The 21,448-nt window shown below is 53.9% G+C and carries 13 protein-coding genes; 4 read left to right on the forward strand and 9 right to left on the reverse strand.

Going from position 1 to position 21,448, the window contains the following annotated elements:
• Window positions 1–12 precede the first annotated feature (12 nt).
• The gene (locus tag IPM21_12240) at window positions 13–525 is read left to right on the forward strand and encodes a hypothetical protein (GenBank protein MBK9164650.1); all 513 of its coding nucleotides are present in this window, start codon (window positions 13–15) and stop codon (window positions 523–525) included.
• 81 nt (window positions 526–606) lie between these two features.
• Window positions 607–1,341, forward strand: a complete 735-nt coding sequence (locus tag IPM21_12245; GenBank protein MBK9164651.1) for a hypothetical protein — start codon at window positions 607–609, stop codon at window positions 1,339–1,341.
• Between the two features lie 19 nt (window positions 1,342–1,360).
• Here the strand turns inward: IPM21_12245 and IPM21_12250 are convergent, their stop codons facing one another.
• Together IPM21_12250 and IPM21_12255 are read right to left on the reverse strand one after the other, a co-directional pair.
• Complete coding sequence (locus tag IPM21_12250) at window positions 1,361–3,862, reverse strand: prolyl oligopeptidase family serine peptidase (protein MBK9164652.1); 2,502 nt, start codon at window positions 3,860–3,862, stop codon at window positions 1,361–1,363.
• A 339-nt stretch (window positions 3,863–4,201) separates the two neighbouring features.
• Entirely contained in the window at window positions 4,202–5,971 is a 1,770-nt protein-coding gene (locus IPM21_12255) for a hypothetical protein (protein ID MBK9164653.1), read from the reverse strand.
• A gap of 620 nt (window positions 5,972–6,591) precedes the next feature.
• Between IPM21_12255 and IPM21_12260 the strand changes: the two genes are divergently transcribed.
• The gene (locus tag IPM21_12260; GenBank protein ID MBK9164654.1) at window positions 6,592–9,162 is read left to right on the forward strand and encodes an Rne/Rng family ribonuclease; all 2,571 of its coding nucleotides are present in this window, start codon (window positions 6,592–6,594) and stop codon (window positions 9,160–9,162) included.
• A 56-nt stretch (window positions 9,163–9,218) separates the two neighbouring features.
• On the opposite strand, the gene IPM21_12265 is transcribed toward IPM21_12260, so the two are convergent.
• A complete protein-coding gene (locus IPM21_12265; protein ID MBK9164655.1) occupies window positions 9,219–11,135 on the reverse strand; it encodes a winged helix-turn-helix domain-containing protein in 1,917 nt (638 codons plus the stop codon).
• 517 nt (window positions 11,136–11,652) lie between these two features.
• Here IPM21_12265 and IPM21_12270 point away from each other — a divergent pair.
• Entirely contained in the window at window positions 11,653–13,302 is a 1,650-nt protein-coding gene (locus IPM21_12270) for a tail fiber domain-containing protein (GenBank protein ID MBK9164656.1), read from the forward strand.
• Between the two features lie 13 nt (window positions 13,303–13,315).
• Here IPM21_12270 and IPM21_12275 read toward each other — a convergent pair whose 3' ends face one another.
• From IPM21_12275 to IPM21_12300, 6 genes are all read right to left on the reverse strand, one after another.
• On the reverse strand, window positions 13,316–14,110 hold the full coding sequence (locus IPM21_12275) for a hypothetical protein (protein MBK9164657.1): 795 nt from the start codon (window positions 14,108–14,110) through the stop codon (window positions 13,316–13,318).
• 6 nt (window positions 14,111–14,116) lie between these two features.
• Window positions 14,117–14,761 (reverse strand): energy transducer TonB, encoded by a 645-nt coding sequence (locus tag IPM21_12280; protein ID MBK9164658.1) that lies wholly within the window; start codon window positions 14,759–14,761, stop codon window positions 14,117–14,119.
• Window positions 14,762–14,887: 126 nt separating this feature from the next.
• Window positions 14,888–17,167, reverse strand: a complete 2,280-nt coding sequence (locus tag IPM21_12285) for an ATP-dependent Clp protease ATP-binding subunit (GenBank protein ID MBK9164659.1) — start codon at window positions 17,165–17,167, stop codon at window positions 14,888–14,890.
• Window positions 17,168–17,300: 133 nt separating this feature from the next.
• A complete protein-coding gene (locus IPM21_12290) occupies window positions 17,301–17,936 on the reverse strand; it encodes a nucleotide exchange factor GrpE (protein ID MBK9164660.1) in 636 nt (211 codons plus the stop codon).
• 122 nt (window positions 17,937–18,058) lie between these two features.
• Window positions 18,059–20,671, reverse strand: a complete 2,613-nt coding sequence (clpB, locus tag IPM21_12295; GenBank protein ID MBK9164661.1) for an ATP-dependent chaperone ClpB — start codon at window positions 20,669–20,671, stop codon at window positions 18,059–18,061.
• 90 nt (window positions 20,672–20,761) lie between these two features.
• On the reverse strand, window positions 20,762–21,256 hold the full coding sequence (locus tag IPM21_12300) for an Hsp20/alpha crystallin family protein (GenBank protein ID MBK9164662.1): 495 nt from the start codon (window positions 21,254–21,256) through the stop codon (window positions 20,762–20,764).
• Window positions 21,257–21,448: the final 192 nt, after the last annotated feature.

The following is a 21,448-nucleotide window of genomic DNA, read 5'->3' on the forward strand; positions in this document are numbered from 1 at the left end:
GCTCAGGATGTCGTGAATGAACTCGATATCGAATGGGAAACCCGTATCGCCGCCGCCATGGAAACTGCAATGAATGCAGGCCGCGGAGAGGTCGCTGACTACCTGAGATTACGGAGTGCTAACGACGCGATCCGTCGCGAGGGCATCGATTGGCTCGCCCAGGCTTTTATCCGGCTTGCGACGAGCCGGGAAAGTGAGTCCATCGGGATCACGGTCGAACGACTCGATGGCCACAGATTCTCGCTCGGCCGAACAAATCTCACCGGAATACTGATCGAGATCAAACACGGCTTTAGATGCCTGAGCGTCGAGGCTGGTTGGACACGAGCTCCGGGCGACGGGATCATGCGCGGGGGAGCACTCGCAATGGGCAGGATCAAACATTTCGGCTTTCCCAAGGCATCTGGCGAGATCTCCCTCGTGCGTAACGAAGTGTCGGTATTGTGGACGATCGCAGAGAATGGGAAGGCCGCTGGTAGGCTTGACGCGGTCGAAATTGATCGCCAGTTCAGGATGTTGAGTTGAAATGGTTGGCCTTCAGTTTCACTTTTAACGGGTTCGTAATATAATGATAGATTGCAATCATTCGTTGGGAGATATTTAATAGTGAGATCAGAGTTAGAGAAGTTGATCGAATTACAGATCACCGATACAAAAATAAGAGATTTGCGTAACACCATTGGAAACGCGGAAACCAAGCGTGCTGAACTTGAACAAGAGTTTGAACAGCACGCTTTTTCTATCCGCGAACGGCAAAATGTCCTCGCTGCTTTAAAGACAGAACAAGCAACGCTCGAAAACAGCATCGCTGAAAACCGGACACACCTTGAGCGAGCTGACCGCAACCTAAAGCACGCTCAGAACCAAAAAGAATATGAGACAGCAATGCGGGAGATCGATGCTTTCCAAAAACAGATCACCGCATTTGAGACCGAGATCGTCGAAAAACAGGTCGCGATCGAAGAGGTCGAAAAGGAACTTGCAGAGCGAGCAGACGAGATAAATACGCTTGACTCGAAGCGGGACGAGGCCTTTGCGGAGTTCGATAAGGAAATAGAGAAGGCTCACGCTGAATTACGAGTGGCCGAGTCAGGCCGAGGCGGTGTTTTTGACACGCTCCCCGCGAATCTCGCGTCGGTTTATAACAGGCTTGTTCAGCGTAGCCGGGATGGTATCGCCGTCGCTGAAGTAGTGAATGGTTCGTGCAGTGCCTGTTTTATTTCGTTGCGTCCGCAGGTGCAGGTCGAGGTGCGGAGGATGGACAACATCATCACATGCGAGAATTGCACCCGGATCCTTTACGTACCTGCAAAACTCGAACAAAGTGAGGCCGCTGCCTGAAGCGGCCCCACCATTTCACTTAGGGTACACGCCGAAGCTCGATCCGCTGGATACCTTTCGGCATCATCGGCACAATGCCCTTGACCGCCGGTTTATCATCCACGATAAGGATCTCGTGTTCGAGCACCTCACCGCGAAGCTTTAGCGTGTAGACCATCACCGTGGCATCATTCTTAAATGTCACAACAAAAGCATCGCCTATTACCCGTCCGGCTAGCCTAACACCGCCGCCCTCGTCAATGTATAGGTCATCCACACCGGTTCCGCGGCATAATTTGTAGTCCTTCAGGCTTTTGATAGTGCTGCCTTCCATGTAGGTCGTCTTCCACATAGTGCATTGGCCATCGGCCGTCGGATAAGGCCCGATCTCCATCGTCACTTCAGTCGCCGGAGCATCCGGTTTCGCTGGCAGCACCTTGAGCTGGCCTTTCCATGTCCCTTGCCATTTTGCCATCATCGGCTTCGGCTCGACCGGTAAATTCCTCACATATTTGTCATACCAGGCAAGGTAACGCTCATATCGGTCCCGTACGTAGCTCGGCCTTTGGATGCCGTGATTCTCGTTGGGATAAATGATCAGCTGCGTATCCACGCCGAGGCTCCGCAGGGCCTGATACATCTGCTCGCTGCCTGAGATCGGAACGTTAAAATCGCGCTCACCGCCGAGATAAAGGGTCGGCGTTTTGATCTTGTTTGCCTTTAGCAAAGGGTAGCCGAGCTTCTGGTAAGTTTCCCACGACCTTGGTTCCCACGGGGGGCCGATCTCATTATCGTACTGAATGATGTATTGGTCCGCTCCATAGTATGAAACGGTAAATGCAGTGCCGGCACCGCTTGTTCCGGCCTTGAACCGCGTGTCGCTGGCGATCAGATAATTTGTAAGGATGCCACCATAGCTCCACCCGCCGAGGCCGAGTTTATCAGGATCGGCAACACCGATCTTGATCGCATGATCGACGCCCGCGAGCAGGTCGACGACCTCATAATTTCCCCAGTCTGCCGCAATAGCACGCGAAAATGCCTTTCCACGTCCTGAACTCCCACGGTAGTTCACCGCCATTACCGCATATCCGTTTGCCGCAAAAAAATGACGTTCGGGGCTGAAATTGTATTGATCCTGTGCATTGGGCCCGCCATGGATCCGCAACAGAAAGGGCACTTTTGTCCCGCGTCGATAACCGACGGGATAGGTTAGCAGAGCACCAACGCGGGTGCCGTCCGGGCTGTTGAAATCCACGCCCTCTGTTGGCGGCATGTCCAGCTCGGCAAATAATTCATTATTGTGCTTTGTAAGCTGGCGGGTCGACCCGCCCTCAAAAGCAAACACCTCATTCGGGCGATCGGTCTGGCCGACCAGCATTACGACACGGCCTTTCGCCCAACTCCACGAACTGCCAACAAATGGCGGCGATGCCATTCGTTCGACGCCGCCGCCCGCAAGCCTGGCCGACGCCGGTATTACAGAACGATCGTCGATAACGAAAAAATTTATTCGCGAGCCGTCATCGCTGAACCTGATATCTCCGACACCGCGGTCGATGTCCTGGACGGCCTTTAGCCGGTAAGGAGCCTCGGTGCCATCCGACCGCACAAGAGCGAGATGTGGCGTTTGGTAGGCGTCATAACGGATCTCATCACTCTCAAGATAAGCAAGCCACCGGCCATCCGGGCTCCATTCGAGCGTCCCGCCTCTAACCCGGTTCGCTTCCGGGCTTACGGCCTTCTCGGCCGAACCTGGCTTCGCATCCGCAACAAAGATCTGCTGGGCCGGATCGCGGTCGGGATCGGCTTTGCGGTTGCTGAGAAATGCGATCTTGGCCCCGTCAGGTGACCACCTCGGAGCCGATTCATCCCATTTGCCTTTCGTCAGCCGTTCGAACTTTTTCGACTCGATATCAAAGATATTCACAAAACTTTTGCGGTTCGAAGTTAGGTAACCCTGGCCATCCTGTTTGAATTTGTAACGATCGATAACGATCGGCTTCGGCGGCTTTGTGGCGGATGGTGCGGCCTCCGGGGAGGGAGCATCGGGGTCCGGATCACGGATGACCATAACAAGCCGTTTGGAATCGGGCGACCATTCGTAACCCTGTATGCCGCCTTTTGTATCGGTAAGCTGCCTCGCTTCGCCGCCCGCGACATCGAGCAGCCATATCTGGCTTCCGCGATTCGGGCCCGGACGCGACGAGACGAACGAAAGGTACTTACCGTCAGGGCTCCAACGCGGCTGGCTCTCGCTGTCGGCCGTCGTGAAAGTGATCTGACGCTGCTTCTTGCCGTCGTAACTCACCATCCAAATATCCGAGCTCGAACGGTCGGCTTTGACGTCCGTGGATGAGACCACGTAAGCGACCCATTCGCCATCAGGCGAAAGCTGAGGATCCGAAACATTCTTTATCTTAAAAATGTCGTCGAGATTTATCGGCCGCTTTGAAGGTTGGGCCGAGGCGGTCAAAAACAGCGCGAAAATTGCAAGTAGCAAGGGCAGCGATCTACGAAGTGACATAGTTTTCTGGTTCATTTTTCAAACGGCCGCTTGAGGCGTTTGCGGGCCGTTTTATTTTCTTTTTGGATTTCGGTGAACACTCGCATTGTTTGCGTGTTTAACGCGAAAGTCAACCAACCGTGCGTTTTAGCGTTCAAAATAGTAGTTCGATGATCCCTGGCGCAATGTCCCGGATCATTTAGCGCGACAGCCAAAAATGAGAACATCATCCTTCACGGACACCTTTGGACGAACAAATCATCTGCGCAAATTGCACCCGGATCTTGTGCGTCCAAATGAAAGAAGCTGAAGCTACGGAAAGCTAGAGTGTTCTTAGGGACAAAGAAAAGAGCGGAGCCGCGAGGTTGCCGCTCTTTATTTCGCCCATTCCTTGCTTATTGCGACCTCAACGTCGATCGGCACCGCCTTCACATATTCTCGCCCGGCCGCCACCATTGTGTTCCTGAGTTTCCGAGAGATCTCATCCGCATCGGCCTCGTCGCACTCGAGAACGATCTCGTCGTGAACGATGTTGACCAATCTTCCGCTTGTTTCGCGCAGTTCTTCGTGGATCAAGCTCAAGGCTCGCTTGAGGATATCGGCGGAGGTGCCTTGGATCGGCATGTTCGTCGCAAAGCGCTTGGCCGAACCGGCTGCGGCTTTATCGTTTTCGTCGAACCGGATCTTTAACAGCCTACCCGAAGCCGTGCGGGCCAGCCGCGTCCGCAAAGCGCTGTCGCCGCTCTTCCGCAAATAGCCGTCCAAGTCGGGATAGGTCGCAAAATATCTGCGGAGAGTGCCTTCGGCCTCGGCTTGCGAAAGGCCGGTCATCGCGGCGAAGCGTGCTGCCCCCAGGCCATAAACAACACCAAAATTGAGACGCTTTGCGAACGATCGCTGGTCGGGCGAGACGTCTTCGGCTTTGACCTTGAAGACCTGAGCCGCCGCCGCGGCATGGAAATCGGCACCGTTCTCGAACGCTCCGATAAAGTTTTTGTCGCCGGAGAAATCGGCAAGTATTCGCAGCTCGATCTGCGAATAATCTGCTACTACTAGGGTTCGGCCATCACTAGCTCGGAAACAACGCCGGTATGCCGTCTCGTGAGGGATCTGCTGCAAATTCGGATTGGAACATGAGAAGCGGCCGGTCGGAGCACCGATCTGTCGGAAGTCCGAATGGACCCGGCCGGTCTTTGGATGAATGAACTCGAGATAATTTTCACCGAAGCTGGTTAGAGCTTTCTGCAGCGTTCGGTACTCAAGCAACTTCGCAACGACCGGAAACGCCTCGGCGAGCGGCTCAAGTTGGGACGCTCGCGTAGATTCGGGAACCGGCACCCCGAGATTTGTGAGCGCATCGTGCACCTGAGTCTGAGAATCCAGATTGATCTCAGACCGGCCGAAAAGTGAAACCTGCGATACTCCGGCCGCAAGCATCTCCTGCAGTTCGTCGGCGATCACATCGCGAACTGCCTTTGTGCGTGTGATGTTCTCTTTCCATCGGTCCTGATCAAGAAAAAAGCCTGTGAGCTCCATTTGAGCAACCGGCATCACAGCTTTGAATTCGAGTTCTGCCACGCGGGTCAGGTCATCGGCCTTCAACCGCTCGGTCATCTGGCTGTAAAGCGGAAGGAGGATCGCTGCGTCCCGAGCCGCATATTCTAACTGCACCTGCGACAGCTCGTTTGCCGACCAGTCGCTCACCTGCTGTGATTTATCTAATTCAGAGCCGACGAAGAATTGCACGACGTCCGCAAGCGAATGACGCCGCTCCGATTCGCCCGCGGCTATAAGTAGGCTGGCGAGATATGAGTCGAAAATGCCGCCTAATTCACATCCGAGGTGATGCCGGACCCACTTCGCGTCAAATTTCGAATTGTGAGCCACCTTCACAGGCGTCTCAGCCGCGATCAGGCTGCGGAGCGGTGCAAGGGCGGGATCTGATGAAGGATCACCTCCGAAGACGCGAAGGTCTATGATCACGGAACGTTTTCCTGTGCTGAACTGTACGAGCCGCAGCTCGCCCAAATACGGGTCAAGTGCAGTCGTCTCAGTATCAAATCCGAGAACAGGCTCCTTGGAAAGCTGCTCGCAGGCCGCCCGCAAGGAACTTTCGTCTTTGATCAGTTCGAAAAAGACTTCCATATTTTCCTACCGTTGCAAACCAATTCTATCCGCCGTCCCCGCATTTTCAAATCGTTCAAAGTATTCCTTTCCAATAGATTTACCAATTCGGCGTTTTCGTCTATACTTTTCCTCGTAGGTTCATTATTAGGGCATTGCCCGAATTAGATTGAACTGCAAAAGTTCTTATTTTGTGCCCAATTGCGGACACTCGAAAGGATCGAAAGTATCGGTAGAGCGCTTCCTCAAGGGGAAAGTCGCTCCCGGCCGCCGAAATTCGGATCTCGGCGTTTGAACGAGTTTCTCAGTGAAAGATCACACCATTTGCTTCGGCCTGCTGAACAAGCAGGTCAACAGCAAGACCCCGGTCTATTCTCATCCCTTTGCCTTGGCGAAGGTTCTTACCGACTCATTCAACACAACCAACCCTACTTTCGTCCTTTGTCCGATCTCCGCAACCGGCCGACCACAAAGGAAAATCTATGGCTAAAGAGATGATAATTAGCGTCAACGGACGCGAACGGAAGATCGCCATTATCGAGAATGGCAGAGTCTCCGAGTACTACATCGAACGCGGTGAAGAGAATTCCGGAATTGCCGGAAACATTTATAAAGGCCGTGTTCAACGGGTCCTACCTGGGATGCAGTCGGCATTCGTTGCTATCGGGCTTGAGCGCGATGCGTTCCTGTACGTCTCTGATTTCTTTGACGAAGAAGAAGAGATCGAACGCATCGTAATGGAGAAATCGAAGAAGAGTTCGCAGGATGACGCGAAGCGTGAAGCAAACGACCGTATCGAGCGGGCAAGGGCGGAACGCGAGAAGCAGATGGAATCGGCACAGGAGATCGCGGAGCCTCTCGGGGAACTGGTCGAGGACGAAGACGAAACGTCCGCGGATGTGCCGGAACAACGAAAAGGACGCGGAAGACGCGATCAGAAAGAGCGGGTCGACAAGCCTACCAAGGCTAAAGAAAGCGATGACGGTGATGATCGCGATGACCGCGACGAATCCGAAGACGAAGATCTCGGTTATGTTGATGCGTCCGAGGTCGAGTTTGAACTCGACGACACCGGTTTCGAACGCATAGTCGACGAGGATGCCGACACCGGCGAGATGTTCAAGGACGCTTATATGCAGGAGGCGATCGTGGATCGCGTTCGTGCGATCGAGTTTGATATGGAAGCGACCGATGAAGCTGAGGTTGGATCGTTGCTCGACGACCTTACGACAGATGCTCCCGGGTTCGAACGAATTGCCGACGAGGACGAAGCTCCGGCCGCAGAAGCGAAACCGGCCTCACGTTCGCGGTCAAGAAAAGGAACCAAAAAGGCGGCCGCATCTGAAAATGACGGGCCGGCTGCGGAAGCGAAGACCGAAGAAAAACCCAAGAAGAGCACCTCTCGAACTGCAAAGGCATCCAAGTCAAAGGATGAGAAAGATAAGCCGACCAAGGCCAGAGCGAGCCGCGCGAAGAAGAAGGCGGATCCCGCAAAGCCGCTTGAAGATGCTGAAGCGAGTGTCAAGAGTGGTGAGGAAAAGGCCGAGATGGCGGTTCGCAGGGGTGGTCGGGGACGTCGCCGCGGCGGAAAAACGAAGCGCGACGAGACGGACGAGAAGTCATCCGATCTTCTCGGATTCGAAGATGTAGACCCTAAGCTCGCAGAATCGGCAGAGAGTTCAAGTAAAGCCGCGCCCGAGCCGTCTGAGCCCGCTGCGGAAGAAAGGGTTGAAGATAAAATGACGGACGGAAATACGGAAAGTGACAATTCGGACGCTTCATCAGAGCAGGATCGAAACGGCCGTACCCGTCGCCGAAGAGGCCGCGGACGGGGCCAACAGCGAGATGACGGGCCGCAGGATAACACGACCGACGGAGGGCCTTCCAGACAAGCCCGCCAAGACCGACCAGACCGGCAAGACAGGCCAGAACGCCAAGACAAGCCAGAGAGGCAGGACCGGCCGGGCCGACCGGATCGAGGCGATCGCAGGCAGCCGACCATCTCCGATCTTCTTCGCGAAGGCCAGGAAGTGCTTGTCCAGATAGCGAAGGAGCCGATCGCTAAGAAAGGTGCTCGTATCACATCGCATATTGCTCTTCCGGGACGCTTCCTTGTTTATATGCCGACGGTCGAGCATCTTGGAGTTTCCCGAAAGATCGAATCCGCTAGCGAGCGCGGAAGGCTTCGTACGCTGATCCAGCGCATCAAGGCCGAAGAAGACGTGCCCTCAGGTGGCTTCATTGTCCGCACGGCCGGGATCGGCATTTCGGAAGAAGATCTGCGGCAGGACGCCCGTTATCTTGTTAGGACCTGGCTCGACATCAAAAAGGCTTCTGAGAAAGCGAAGTCACCGGCAATAGTGCACCAGGATCTTGACATCATTCAGCGCTTGCTTCGCGACCAGCTTTCTGATGAATTCACTGCGATCCGCGTGGACAGCGAGGAAGAATATCTTCGCACCGTCGAGTTCGTTAATCGGATCCAGCCGAAAATGGTCAACCGCGTCAAACTCTATACACGCGACCAGCCTATTTTAGAGAACTACGGCGTCCAGGAAGAGATCGACAAGGCTCTCAAGCCGCGGGTATGGCTGAAATCGGGCGGTTACCTCGTTATTAATCAGACCGAAGCGTTGGTTGCGATCGACGTAAACACGGGTAAGTTCGTTGGCAAGGGCAACGCCCGGCTTGAGGACACGATCACCAGAACCAACATGGAGGCGGTCGATGAGATCGCTCGACAGATCAGGCTCCGCGATCTTGGCGGCATCATCGTCCTCGATCTGATCGATATGGAGGATCGCCGCAATCGGCACAAGGTCTCGCAGGCCCTGCAGTCTGCACTTTCGGGAGACAAATCGCCGACAAAGGTGCTGTCTTTCAATGACTTCGGGCTGATAATCATGACCCGAAAACGCGTCAAGCAGTCGCTCGAACGGACGATGTGCTCGGTTTGCGAATACTGCGAAGGCGCGGGCTGGGTGAAGTCGCCGCAGACGGTTTGCTATGAGATCCTTGCAGAGGCTCGGCGGCTTTCAAAGGAACTGGAAGACGTCAGAGAAACGGCACTTCGGGTTCATCCCGAAGTCGCAAATGCTCTTCGCACAACGGAGAAGGCTGTGCTTGAGGAGATCGAAGCGTATCTCGGTTACGTCGACATGACGTCCGACCCGCATATCCACCAGGCGCAGTACGATTTTGCGTTTATTTGATCTCTCGTTGACTAAAGTGCGAGATGAAGAGGGCGGCCCGCAACGGCCGCCTCTTTTCATAGCCCTAAACGTGCAACCAAATCCTTGAATTCCTGCCGTCCGCGAAGCGGGTCCCATATCGGGTCTGAATTCAAATAAGGCGAGAGAAATGCCCGTTCGTCAACGGCTCGGTTCAAGGAAGCGATCGCCCGGTCGGGAAAGCCGAGCTTGAACTCTGCCCTTGCCTTCGCGATGTGCCGATTGCCGTTTCGATCGGTGGTCGTCTCAACTTGGCGGATCAGCAACTCAAGATATTTTCGTTGATCAAGTTCCTCAAGCCTCCGGTCAACCACATTGCGGCTTGCGACCGGAGACGAACCAGGTGAAGTTTGCGTAGTCGCGATGTAGCCATGGCGAACCATGGAGCTGTGATCCCCGGTAAGAAGGTAAAGGTCGGATAGGCAACCGTGCGCAAATGGGAACCGTTCATCGAGCCGCAAAGCATCGCGGCAAGCTGCCTCTGCGCTAACAAACTCACGCGAGAAGTAATGGACCAGTCCAAGATCGGTCAAAAAATTGGGCGAGGTCGGGTCGATTTGAACGGCGAAGTTCAACTGCATTTCGGCTTCGTCAAAGCGACGTTTGAATGCGAGCAATAGCCCGTACCATTGCCGTGCCGAACCGTGATTCGGAGACATTTCGATAGCACGTTTGAGGTCGGCCTCTGCCGCATCCCACTCCCAAAAATGGAACATCTTGATGAAGCCGCGTGTTGCATAGGCTTCGCCGATGTTTGGGTCGAGTTCAATAGCCCGATTGACAGCGACTAGCGAATCCGACGGATCCTCACGAAACATTGTCGCATCAGCCAGCCCGACATAGGCTAAGGCAAAGCTCGGGTCAGCGTTGATGGCAGCTTTGAAAAGCCGCTGAGATTCGGCGAGGCTGTCATAGTCGCGCTTGCTCCAAAAATAACGGCCCTGCATATAGAGCTTTTGGGCATCCGGGCGGACCGAAAGTGTCGGCATGGTGGTTCCATTTTCACCGCCGCTAACGTCAATTGCCAGCGACCGAGCCAGCGAGAAGGCAAGCGATTCCTGCAGCTTGAAAAAGTCCCCGTCGCTGCGTTCTGTCTCGGAGGTCCAGGCCACGCTGCCGTCGCTTACACGAACAAGTTCGGCCTTTAACGTAATCGTGTTTTCAGAGTTTGTGTACTCACCGATCAGCACGGCGTCGGCCTGAATCTCCCTTCCGATCTCGATCGCCTGTTGTCGGTCGATCTTCGAATCCTTGATGGGGCTAACCGGCCTAATTATCATCTGGTTCTGCCGACCGAGTGTGACAGTTACGGATTCCGCAATGGCATGGCCGAAACGCCCATCGTCCAACTCCATGGTTGCGGAGCGGAAAGGCAGCACCGCCAGCGAACCGGGTCGAAATTCGGAAGTCGGCTTGTAAGACCGCATAGCAAGGAAGCCTAATGCTCCGGTCATCAGGAGGGTTACCGCAAGCCCGACGGTGGCAAACAGAGGAAGCCGTCGCGATCGAACAACCGCCATAAGGCCTCGGGGTCGCGTTGGCGGATCGGGAGGATCGCTTTGCTCGATCTCTTCGATCAACGTCTTGGTGATCGAGTGTCTCTCTACAGTGAATGTTGTGTTCTCAGCGACGACCGGGACAACAAATCGATAGCCTCGCCGTGGCACGGTCTGGATGATTTTCCCGCTTTCGCCAAGCTCCTTAAACATCCGGCGAAGCCGATAGATATGCCGCGAGAGATTGCTTTCTTCAACAAAAGCATCGGGCCAAACCCGCTCGATGATCTGCTGTTTTGTTACGAGGCGACCGGGCGATTCGGTAAGCGCCTCAAGGATCTCGATCTCCTTCATTTGGATATCGACCGGGCGCCCGCGATGCCAAAGCACACGCTCATCAATATCCAACCGAAAATCGCCGAAAATACGTAAGTTATTGTCCTTGCTCAAGATATCCATGCCACGAAACTCAATGGAGAATTAATGGAAGGTTAGTTCAAGACAATATTCTGTCTCCAACTTAAAATCCCGTAGTCAACTGACAAGTTGAACGGGCCAACAGGCGGAGATGGTCCGGTTGCAGGCTGATCGTTTCCGTCTTTGAGCCCGAATTGTAAACCAAATGCAGAGAAAAGCAAAGAGAATTTTGGTCTCAACTGAGACCTACGATCGGGTCACATACACTTTCGGCGGCTCATGGGCAATGCGAGGATTCTGTGAGTTCTGCGGCGGAGAGACAGTAATGATCTCCGTCGAAACGGCGTCGGCCGTCACCGGAAAACGGACCGACGCCGTTTTCCGATTGATAGAGAGCGGTGGGTTGCATTGTCTGGAGTCGGGACAAGGCCAGGTAATGATATGTGAAGCGTCTCTACACGAGTTTAGGACGTGAAACGAGTCACCGTCCCGTCTGCAATATTCAGGGCCCGGACCAGATCTTAATTATAAGGACAAAGTTATGATGCGGAGAGATTCTATGAGAAGCCAAATTGAATTTATTGTTATGTTCGTAGTAGGCATCGCGTTAATGGCGGCAACAGTTGCAGCTCAGACAACTGCCTTTACGTATCAGGGCAATCTGGTGTTCACGGGTCAGCCGGCGAACGGGAACTTTGATTTCGAGTTCGCACTTTTTGACGACGCAGCGGCCGGAAACCAGCTTGGTGCCACGCAGACCGTGAACAATGTGGCCGTCGCGAATGGGAACTTTACGGTTCCCCTCGACTTCGGTTCGCAGTTCCCGGGGGCAAACCGGTTCCTCGAGATCCGTGTCCGGCAGGCCGGCCAGCCCGGCATTACAATACTAAGCCCTCGGCAGTCGATCGCCTCAACGCCCTACGCAGTAAAGAGCGTCTCCGCCGATACAGCCGCCAACGCCACGAACGCGGCTAACGCATTTAACGCAACAAATGCCACAAACGCGACAAATGCGACGACCGCGACGAACGCCCTCTCGCTCGGCGGCGTCGAGGCTGACCAGTATGTCCTCACCGGAGATGTACGCCTTTCTGACGCCCGGCCACCGACGGCAGGCAGTGCGAACTACATCCAGAATTCTACTACTCAGCAAGGCCAGTCGAACTTCAACATAAGCGGCACTGGAACAGCAAACGTTCTAAACGCGAATGTTCAATTCAACATCAACGGTGTTCGAGTTTTCAGTGCTTCAGGCGCCGAGAACGTGTTTGCCGGGAGACTTGCTGGGACCAACAATATTTCAAATACGGGCAACTCCTTTTTTGGACATGCTTCTGGAGGTTCCACCACAATTGGTGATAGAAATACATTCTTGGGGTGGTTTGCAGGGTCGACAAATACAACGGGGAGTTTCAACACAATCCTAGGTTCAGGAACGGCGCTCTTGTCTAACGATCTTGTGTTCGCGACCGCGATTGGTGCCGGCGCCACGGTCGGAACTAGCAATACGATCGTTCTTGGTCGGACGTCGGATTCGGTAATAATTCCTGGAGATTTAGAGGTTCGCGGCGATCAAGGATCAAGTACCCTCGTTGGCGGGGCAGGTTGCCAAACCGGATCCGCCGCCGTCGGTTTGAACGGTCCGTTTGGTAGCTGCTCAAATTACACTCTCCGTGGCACTGACAACGATGTTTACATCAATCGGCCGACCGGCGGAGTAGTCGCCTTCCGCGAAGGAAATGGCTTCACGCAGTTTTTGATCAATGCCGGCGGCACGGTTGAACCCCGCGTGCTCGGCACAGCCGGCGGCACCGCTCTCTGCCGTAACGCAGCTCAGGAGATCGCATTCTGCTCGTCTTCGCTCAAGTACAAGAAGAATATTGTCCCGTTTGCTCCTGGGCTATCGTTCGTTCGCCAGCTACGGCCGATATCGTACGAATGGAAGACAGACGGCAATAAAGATGTCGGATTTGGAGCCGAGGACGTTGCGAAGATCGATCCGCGGTTCGTCACCTATAACGATAAGGGCGAGGTCGAGGGCATCAAATACGACCGCCTAAGCGTCGCCTTCGTCAACGCCTTCCGCGAACAGCAAACACAGATCGAGGATCTGAACAAAGTAACTAGCGAGCAGCAGGCGCGTATAGATCAGCTTTCAAGGCTGGTCTGTGAAATTAAACCGGGAGCTACAATCTGTCGGCCAAAGTGACCCAGGCAACCCCTTATAACTGAAGGCTCTTTTTGAGGTCTTTTGCCGTTGCGGGTTTGGTGAAGTAGCTTTCGGGGACACGAGTGTTAAATTCAACCGACTGGTAGTTGATTCTTGATAGCTGCACACCGTTGGTTACGCGGTCAATGATAAAGGGCGAGCGGATGCCGTCGTTGTCGATGAACTGGGCGTATCGGTCCTCCTCCACGATCTCTTCTCCGTCATTGTTCATGCGTTTTGAGATGGCCTTCATCGGCGTTCCGTCGTCAGCTATCTCAAATTCGACCGCGAATCCGTCTTCGTAAGTGAGTCGCAAAACATCGTTACGTTTACCGAGCGAGGCAGGCCGCCGCCCCCCGTACTCGAGCGATGCTTTACCCCGCCAATGACCGCGAAGAAGATTATCCAAGCTGACCCGCATTCCGCGTCTAAAATTCGCTAGCTGTTCTTCCGTCTGGTCGCGGATCGCATCCATGTTGCCGTCGAAAAGCCAGCCCGAATCTCCCGTGTTGGTTTGCACGGTGACGATCTTGCCCGCCTTGAATTCCGTTCGCTCTGTATCGGGGAAAATGATCACGTCATGAAAGGACTGGAAAGAGATGACGGCACCATCGCGGATGACGCTGAATTTTCCGCGGCTGACCTGATTTTTTGCACCAAGGTATCTCTCGCCGCCAACAAAATCGACGGCTTTCCTTAGGATCATCTCCGGGTCGGGCGTTTCAGGGGTTTGCCCAAAACCATCGACAGGATTCAGGAATGAACCGAACAGGAGAAGAGCAAAGCAACAGGTTCTAACTGCGAACATAACTTCTTAGATCACATACTCGACGACCATTGTGACTCCGGTTCTTCTACCATTCTTTAACACGGCCGGCTTGAACTTCACATTGCGTAGTGCTTCATTGAGTCTGCCCTTTAACTCCGTAGAGAGTTCAGTAATGTACTGAAAGACACTGACCTGGCCATCCGGTCCCAGAAAGAGCTCAACCTTGATCCTGCCATTCGCGGACGGCGTGAGCTCGCTTCGTTTGATCGCTGGCCGCGGCATTGAGGTGATCTGGGCCCTCGTTTCAATGTCAGGATCAGTGTTCGAGTGATAGAGGGAAAAACGATAGTTGACGGTTACCGAGACATCCACCGGAACGCCGTCGATCATTTTCGGACGAAATCGAAGGTTCCGAGCAGATGAAAGTGCCTGCTCGGTAAGGCCGTGAGGCAATGTCGAGAGCGGAGTGATCTCGCCTACCTTTCCGTTGGCCTTTAGCTCGACCTGGAGACTTACAATTCCTTGGATCTGGTTCTCCCGTGCCTGCACCGTATAGGGTGCCCGCGGCGTGTCGAGAATCTGATGTTCACGCACACGCAAAGCCGCAGAAGCCGGAGTCTGTGCCTCCGCCCCAACTGTAAACGTCACGAGAAACAAAAAAGCGAGTGCCGCAAAGAGTTTGACCTTCATAATCGTGATTCTAGAAAAATCGATTCCAAGCGGCCGTCTCCTGTTGATTCAGAGAATCTCGCCCAAAAATACGGCCCTGAAGGAATGTTACCATCAGGGCCGCCGTAAACTGAAATTCTTTAAACGTCAGTTGAGACTGAACCCGTCGGTGGCCCTGACAGCGATCTCGCCGTTCTCAGCATCAACTTTGAAACGCATTCCGGTCTTCCAGATGTTTGTCATCGGCAGCTTGACCTTCTGATCAATATGCCGTTTGAGGAATCGGGCTCCGTAGGTCGGACTGAAGCCATTTTCGGTCAGGAGGTCGATCGCCTCATCCGTCACCTCGATCAGCTTGCCTTGGCGTTCCATATGCCGCTGCATTTTGTTGAGATACAGCCTTGCGATCTCGCGTACTTCGTCCATTGTCAGCGGTGAAAAGACGATTATTTCGTCTATGCGATTTCGAAACTCAGGTGTGAACCTCGTTTCAGCTGCCTTCATCACCTCATTCTTAATGGCCTTGACCTCAACGATCGACTTCGTCCCGAAACCGAGCGGCTTTTCAAATTTCTTGAAATTCTCTGAGCCTAAATTCGAGGTCATGATAACGATCGCGTCAGACAAATAAACTTTCTTGCCGCGGCCGTCCGTGATCCAGCCTTCATCAAAGGCTTGAAGGAACAGATTCATCAAGTAAGGCGACGCCTTTTCGACCTCATCAAGAAGCAAGACCGTGTATGGATTGTCCCTCAGTTGCTCGGTAAGTATCCCGCCGCGTTCGGAGCCGACGATGCCTCTCGGCATACCGATCAACTTCTCGATCCCGACCGTGCCGTCACCATATTCGGAAAGATCGATCCGGATCATTTTGCTTTCGTCACCGAACATGAATTCAGCGACCGCCTTTGCGAGTTCGGTCTTTCCAACGCCCGTCGGTCCAAGGAAAAGCAGGACACCGTCAGGTGCGTAAAAATTCTCTTTCAAGGGGCCCTTGTTCAAGCGGAGCCGCTCGGCTGCTGCCCGAACCGCTTCCTTTTGCCCGATGACGCGCGTTCCGAGGTCGTCCTCCATCGTCGCGAAACGGTCGGAGGTGTCGCGGTAGATCATGTCCTTAGGAATGCGGGATTCCTGCGAGATCACATCGATAATGTGTTCCGGTTGCACGACATGATCTTCGGATTCGTTGATCTCGACCTTGACCGATGCAGTGTCGAGCCAGCCGATCGCCTTATCGGGAAGATGCAGGTGTCGGATATATCGCGGCGACATTTCAAGAGCGGTGTTGATCGCTTCTTCGGATATCGTCACCGAGTAATTCTTCTCAAGCCGCGGCTTAATGCCCATCAATATCCTACGGGTCTCATCGATCGTCGGTTCATTGACCTTAACGAGCCGAAACCTTCGGGAAAGAGCTTCGTCTTCTGCGATGAACTCTTTGTACTCGGTCATCGTGGTCGCACCTATGATCCGAAGTTCGCCGCGGGCAAGCGAGGACTTGAACATATTCGCCGCGTCCGATGTCGTACCCATCGCGGCCCCGGCACCGATGATCGTATGAGCTTCGTCAATGAAGAGAATTATGTTGTCCTTTTCTTTGACCTCGTCAATGATCCCTTTGATCCGCTCTTCAAACATGCCGCGAAGCATTGTTCCTGCGACGAGGCCGCCCATTTGAAGCTGCACAATATGCGAGTCACGTAGCCTTGCCGGAACTTTATCCGGTTCAAGTTCGATCAAACGGGCAAGTCCTTCAACCACAGCGGTCTTGCCGACGCCCGGTTCGCCAACGAGCATCGGCGAATTGGACCGCTCGCGGTGAGCGAGGATCTCGATCATCTGGCGTATCTCTTGTTCGCGGCCGATGGTCGGCGGAATCTTGTCCTGCCGAGCGAGCTTATTCATCGAAACGCCGAAGTGCCGAAGGAAATTCGGAAGCTCATACTTCTGCCGAACTCTTTCTTCCTCTTTTTCACGCTTTCGGATCCGCGTTCGGGCCGTCTGTGCTACCTCTTCACCGGGAACGCCGAGATTCTGTAACAGATCTACGAGAACGCTGCGGTCATCATTTGAAAGAACGTAAAAAAGATCGGTTCCGTCAATGACTCGCCGGCCCTGCGAACGGGCTCGGTCCATTGCCCGCTTAAAGAGTTCGGTCGTCTCGGGAGCGATCCGGAAGCCATTGCCCGAATGTTGCCTGCCGCTCTCAAGCCTCCGCTCGATGAGGATCTTTACGGACCTTGGGTCAACGGCAAGATCGCGCATAGTTGCGGTGAAAAGTTCTTCCTCTTCGTTCGAGAGTGCATGGAGCACATGCTCGACCGCGACGTAATTCTGCTCCCGCCTTCGCGAAGCATCCAGAGCTGATTCGAGGATCCGGCGGCCGGTTTCGCTGAATTTATCTTTGTAAGCGTCTATGTCTGCCATATTTAATACACTCTCGACGGGACGTTGGGGGCGAGCAACGGCGGAAATGTCTCTTTAATGATACCACCCGCTGCCCAAACTGGAGAAGAAATTTCCACTCCAGTATCCAACGGGCTCAGGTGCCGGCTTTCTGCTAGCCTGCTTTTCCTACCTGGACCCGAGCCGGGCGGAGCAAACGGTCGCCGAAACGATAGCCTTTTTGATATTCGGCAGTGACCTTGCCATCTTGCCCGCTCTCGACCGGAATCATGTCGACCGCCTCGTGAACCTCAGGGTCAAAATCTCCGCCGACCGAGGCAACCGGTTCAACGCCAACGCTAACCAGAGCTTGCTCAAACGAGCGTGCAACACCGCGAACGCCGTCTCTCAAATTCTCAACCGAAGCGTCCGACTCGCTCGCCGTAACCGCTAGGTTCAGGTTATCAAGCACTGGTAAAAGTGCCTGCAAAAAGTTGAACTTGCTTTGGCTCGCCCGATCCTCGAGCGTCTTCATCAGTCGAGCCCGCATTTCGGACGTTTCTCGTTCGAGATCGGCCTTTGCGTGCTCAAATTTCGCTTGAACACCAACAAGCTTAGATTCGGCCGCTTCACGTCTTTCGGTTTCAGCTTTCAGCCGAGCCGCAAGCTCGATCTCGGCCGGCGAGATCTGCGGCTCCCTTCCAACCGGAATTGCTTCAGTGGCGTCGGCAGCCTTACGTTGGCCGCTTTCATCGAACCGGCGTTTGTCGTTTACGGGTATCTTCAGATCTTCGCCTTCTTGATTTTCCAAGTCTTCCAACTCTTTCTCTTTCATTTTCTGTCGTTTGAACACAATTCAAATTCTAAGCGTTCGGGTCGACGATTGAAAGTCGATCCGTTCGACATCGAGCGGCAATGAAGAGCAGCAAACAATCAGATCTGCCCTGCCACTTTTTCTCCTTCGCTCGCCGAGAATTGCAATTCGCCATTCTCGGCGGTCACATGGACGGTTTGCCCACTCGAGATCTCGCCATTCAAAAGCTTGACCGCAAGCGGATTTTGGACCATTGACTGGATCGCACGCTTGAGCGGCCGAGCCCCGTAAACCGGGTCGTAACCTTCTGTGATCAGCAGTTCGCGGGCCGATTCGTCGAGCTCGATCACGACGTTTCGATCGGCGAGCATCGTCTTGAGCTTTGCGAGCTGAATATCAATGATCGAAGCGATCTCATCCTTGCCGAGCTGGCCAAAGACAACAATGTCGTCGATCCTGTTCAAAAACTCAGGCTTGAAATGATCCTTAAGGACCTGCAACACATTCGTCCTGATATCTCTGTCAGCCAGCGGGTTCTCGGTCGACGCCTGTATCTCACGCGAACCGAGGTTCGAGGTCATGATAAGAACAGTATTCTTAAAATCGACAACGCGGCCTTTGCTGTCCGTCAGCCTGCCGTCATCCAGAATCTGGAGCAGCACATTGAATACGTCCGGATGTGCCTTCTCGATCTCGTCGAACAGGACTACCGAGTATGGACGACGCCTGACAGCCTCGGTCAATTGGCCGCCTTCTTCATAACCGACATAGCCCGGAGGCGCTCCGATCATTCTCGCGACCGCATGCTTCTCCATATACTCGGACATATCGAGCCGAACCATCGCTCGCTCGTCGTCGAAGAGAAACTCTGCAAGTGCCCGAGCGGTTTCGGTCTTGCCGACGCCCGTTGGGCCAAGGAAAATGAACGAACCAACCGGCCGGTTCGGATCTTGCAAACCAGCTCTCGCACGTCGAACCGCATTTGCGACCGCAGCTAGAGCCTCGTCCTGTCCAATTACCCGATTCCGCAGATTGTCCTCCATCGAGACGAGCTTTTGCATCTCGCTCTGGAGCATCTTTGTGACCGGCACACCGGTCCACTTTGCAACAACTTCGGCTACGTCTTCTTCATCAACTTCTTCTTTCAGGAAAACGCCATCGGTCTGCAGTTCCTCAAGTCGAGCCTGTTCCACTTCGAGAAGCTTCTCAATCTCGGGAATTCGGCCATACTGAAGCTCCGCGGCCTTATTGAGGTCGCCGGCCTGCCGGGCCTGCTCAAGCTCGAGCTTTGCTTCCTCAAGCTGCCCTTTGCCCGTCCGCATCTTCTCGATCTCTTCTTTTTCAGACTGCCACTTGGCCTTCATCGCGGATGAACGCTCTTTCAGATCAGCGATACGCTTTTCGATATCGTCGAGCCGTTCCTTCGACTTCTCGTCCGTTTCTCGGCTGAGTGCCTGGCGTTCTATCTCGAGCTGTAATATCTCGCGCTCGAGCTCATCGATCTCCTGCGGAAGCGAATCGATCTCAATGCGGATCCGCGAGGCTGCCTCGTCGATCAGGTCGATGGCTTTATCCGGAAGGAATCGGTCCGTGATGTACCGATTCGAAAGCATCGCAGCCGCAACGATAGCGGCATCTTTGATGCGAACTCCGTGGTGGACCTCGTATCGTTCTTTCAAACCTCTGAGAATCGCGATCGTATCCTCCACATTCGGTTCGCCGATGTAAACCTGTTGAAAGCGCCGTTCGAGTGCCTTATCTTTCTCGATATACTTCTGATACTCGTTGAGAGTTGTCGCGCCGACCGCGCGCAAAGTGCCGCGTGCAAGCGCCGGTTTAAGCATGTTCGAAGCATCAATTGCGCCCTCAGACGCGCCGGCACCGACGAGTGTGTGCAGTTCGTCGATAAACAGAATTATCTGGCCCTCGGCTTTCTCGATCTCCTTAAGTACAGCCTTGAGGCGATCCTCAAATTCACCGCGATACTTGGCTCCGGCGAGCATCGCTCCAAGATCGAGCGAGACAAGCCGCTTGTTCTTAAGCGTTTCCGGAACGTCACCCGAAACGATCCGCTGAGCAAGCCCCTCGACGATCGCAGTTTTGCCAACCCCGGGTTCGCCGATCAGCACCGGGTTGTTTTTTGTCCGCCGCGAAAGTATCTGGATGGTGCGGCGTATTTCATCGTCACGTCCGATCACGGGATCAAGCTTGCCTTTACGGGCACGCTCGGTCAGGTCCTGAGCGTATTTCTCAAGCGCCTGAAAATTCTCTTCCGCATTCTGCTCGGTGATCCGCGATCCGCCGCGCATGTCCGTGATCACCTTTTCAAGATCTTCGCGGGTCACGCCGTTCGCGCGAAGAATTCTTCCCGCGTCGCCGTCCTTTTCCGAGGCTATCGATAACAGAAGATGCTCGGTCGAAACGTATTCGTCCTGCATTTTCTCGGCCTCTTTCTGGACCTCTTGAAACAGTGTATTCGTGCGCGAACTGAAATACTGTTGTCCGCCCGTGACCTTGGGCAGCTTGGCGATCGAGGCAAGAAGTTCAGTCGAAATGGCGACCGTATTTGCGCCGATCTTCCCGAGTATCGGCTTGAGTACACCTTCTTTTTGCTCAAGCATTGCAACAAGGATATGCTCGGGCTCGACCTGTTGGTTCTGCTCTTTTTCCGCAACCCCTATTGCTGCCTGGACGGCCTCTTGGCCGCGGATCGTAAATCTATCGAATCTCATGGTGATATTTTATCCTAAACATCGAACGACGCAGAGGACATCTTGTTCAGATCCTCTGCGTCGAATCTAATGTCCCAACTTCACTAATGCTTACGCAGTTGCTGACTTACTTTCTGCTTCGATCGCCTTTGCGTCATTGCCGGAAGCTGTGATCTCGATCTTCCGCGCCTTCGTCTCTTCTCTCTTCGGAAGAGCGACGCGAAGAACGCCGTTCTCGAAATCAGCGGTTGCTCCTTCGGCAGTGATCGTCTGCGGAAGTGTAAATTGCCTCGTGAACGATCCGTAAGCGCGTTCAACCCGGTGGTAATTATCGCCCTCGGTCTTCTTTTCAAACTTGCGTTCGCCCTTGAGCGTGAGCACGTTGTTTTCGACCGAAACCTCAAAATCCTCGCGATTCATTCCGGGAAGCTCGGCTTCCACAATAAGCCTGTTTTCGTCCTCGTAAATATCCACGTTCGGGCTCCAGGCGCCACGAGCAAACTCGCCACGATCGGCCGAAGCAGGTACCGCCGTGAAAAGCCGGTTCATCTCGTCGTTAAGGGTCCGAAGTTCGCGAAATGGGTCAAATTTGATCATCGTCATAATCATTTCCTCCAAAAAGTTACTAGTTGATTGGTCTTAATGACTAAACAATTAGTCTAAGGACATAATAAAACCTGAGCGTGTAGCTGTCAAGTCTATTTTTTCACCATCGGCCAAAAAATCAAACGATGATTTTTGTGCGACGAAAAGATGACACAACCGCCTTTCTTCGGTTATATTTAGGAACGTTCTTGA

This window comes from Acidobacteriota bacterium (assembly GCA_016716435.1).
Lineage (GTDB): Bacteria > Acidobacteriota > Blastocatellia > Pyrinomonadales > Pyrinomonadaceae > OLB17.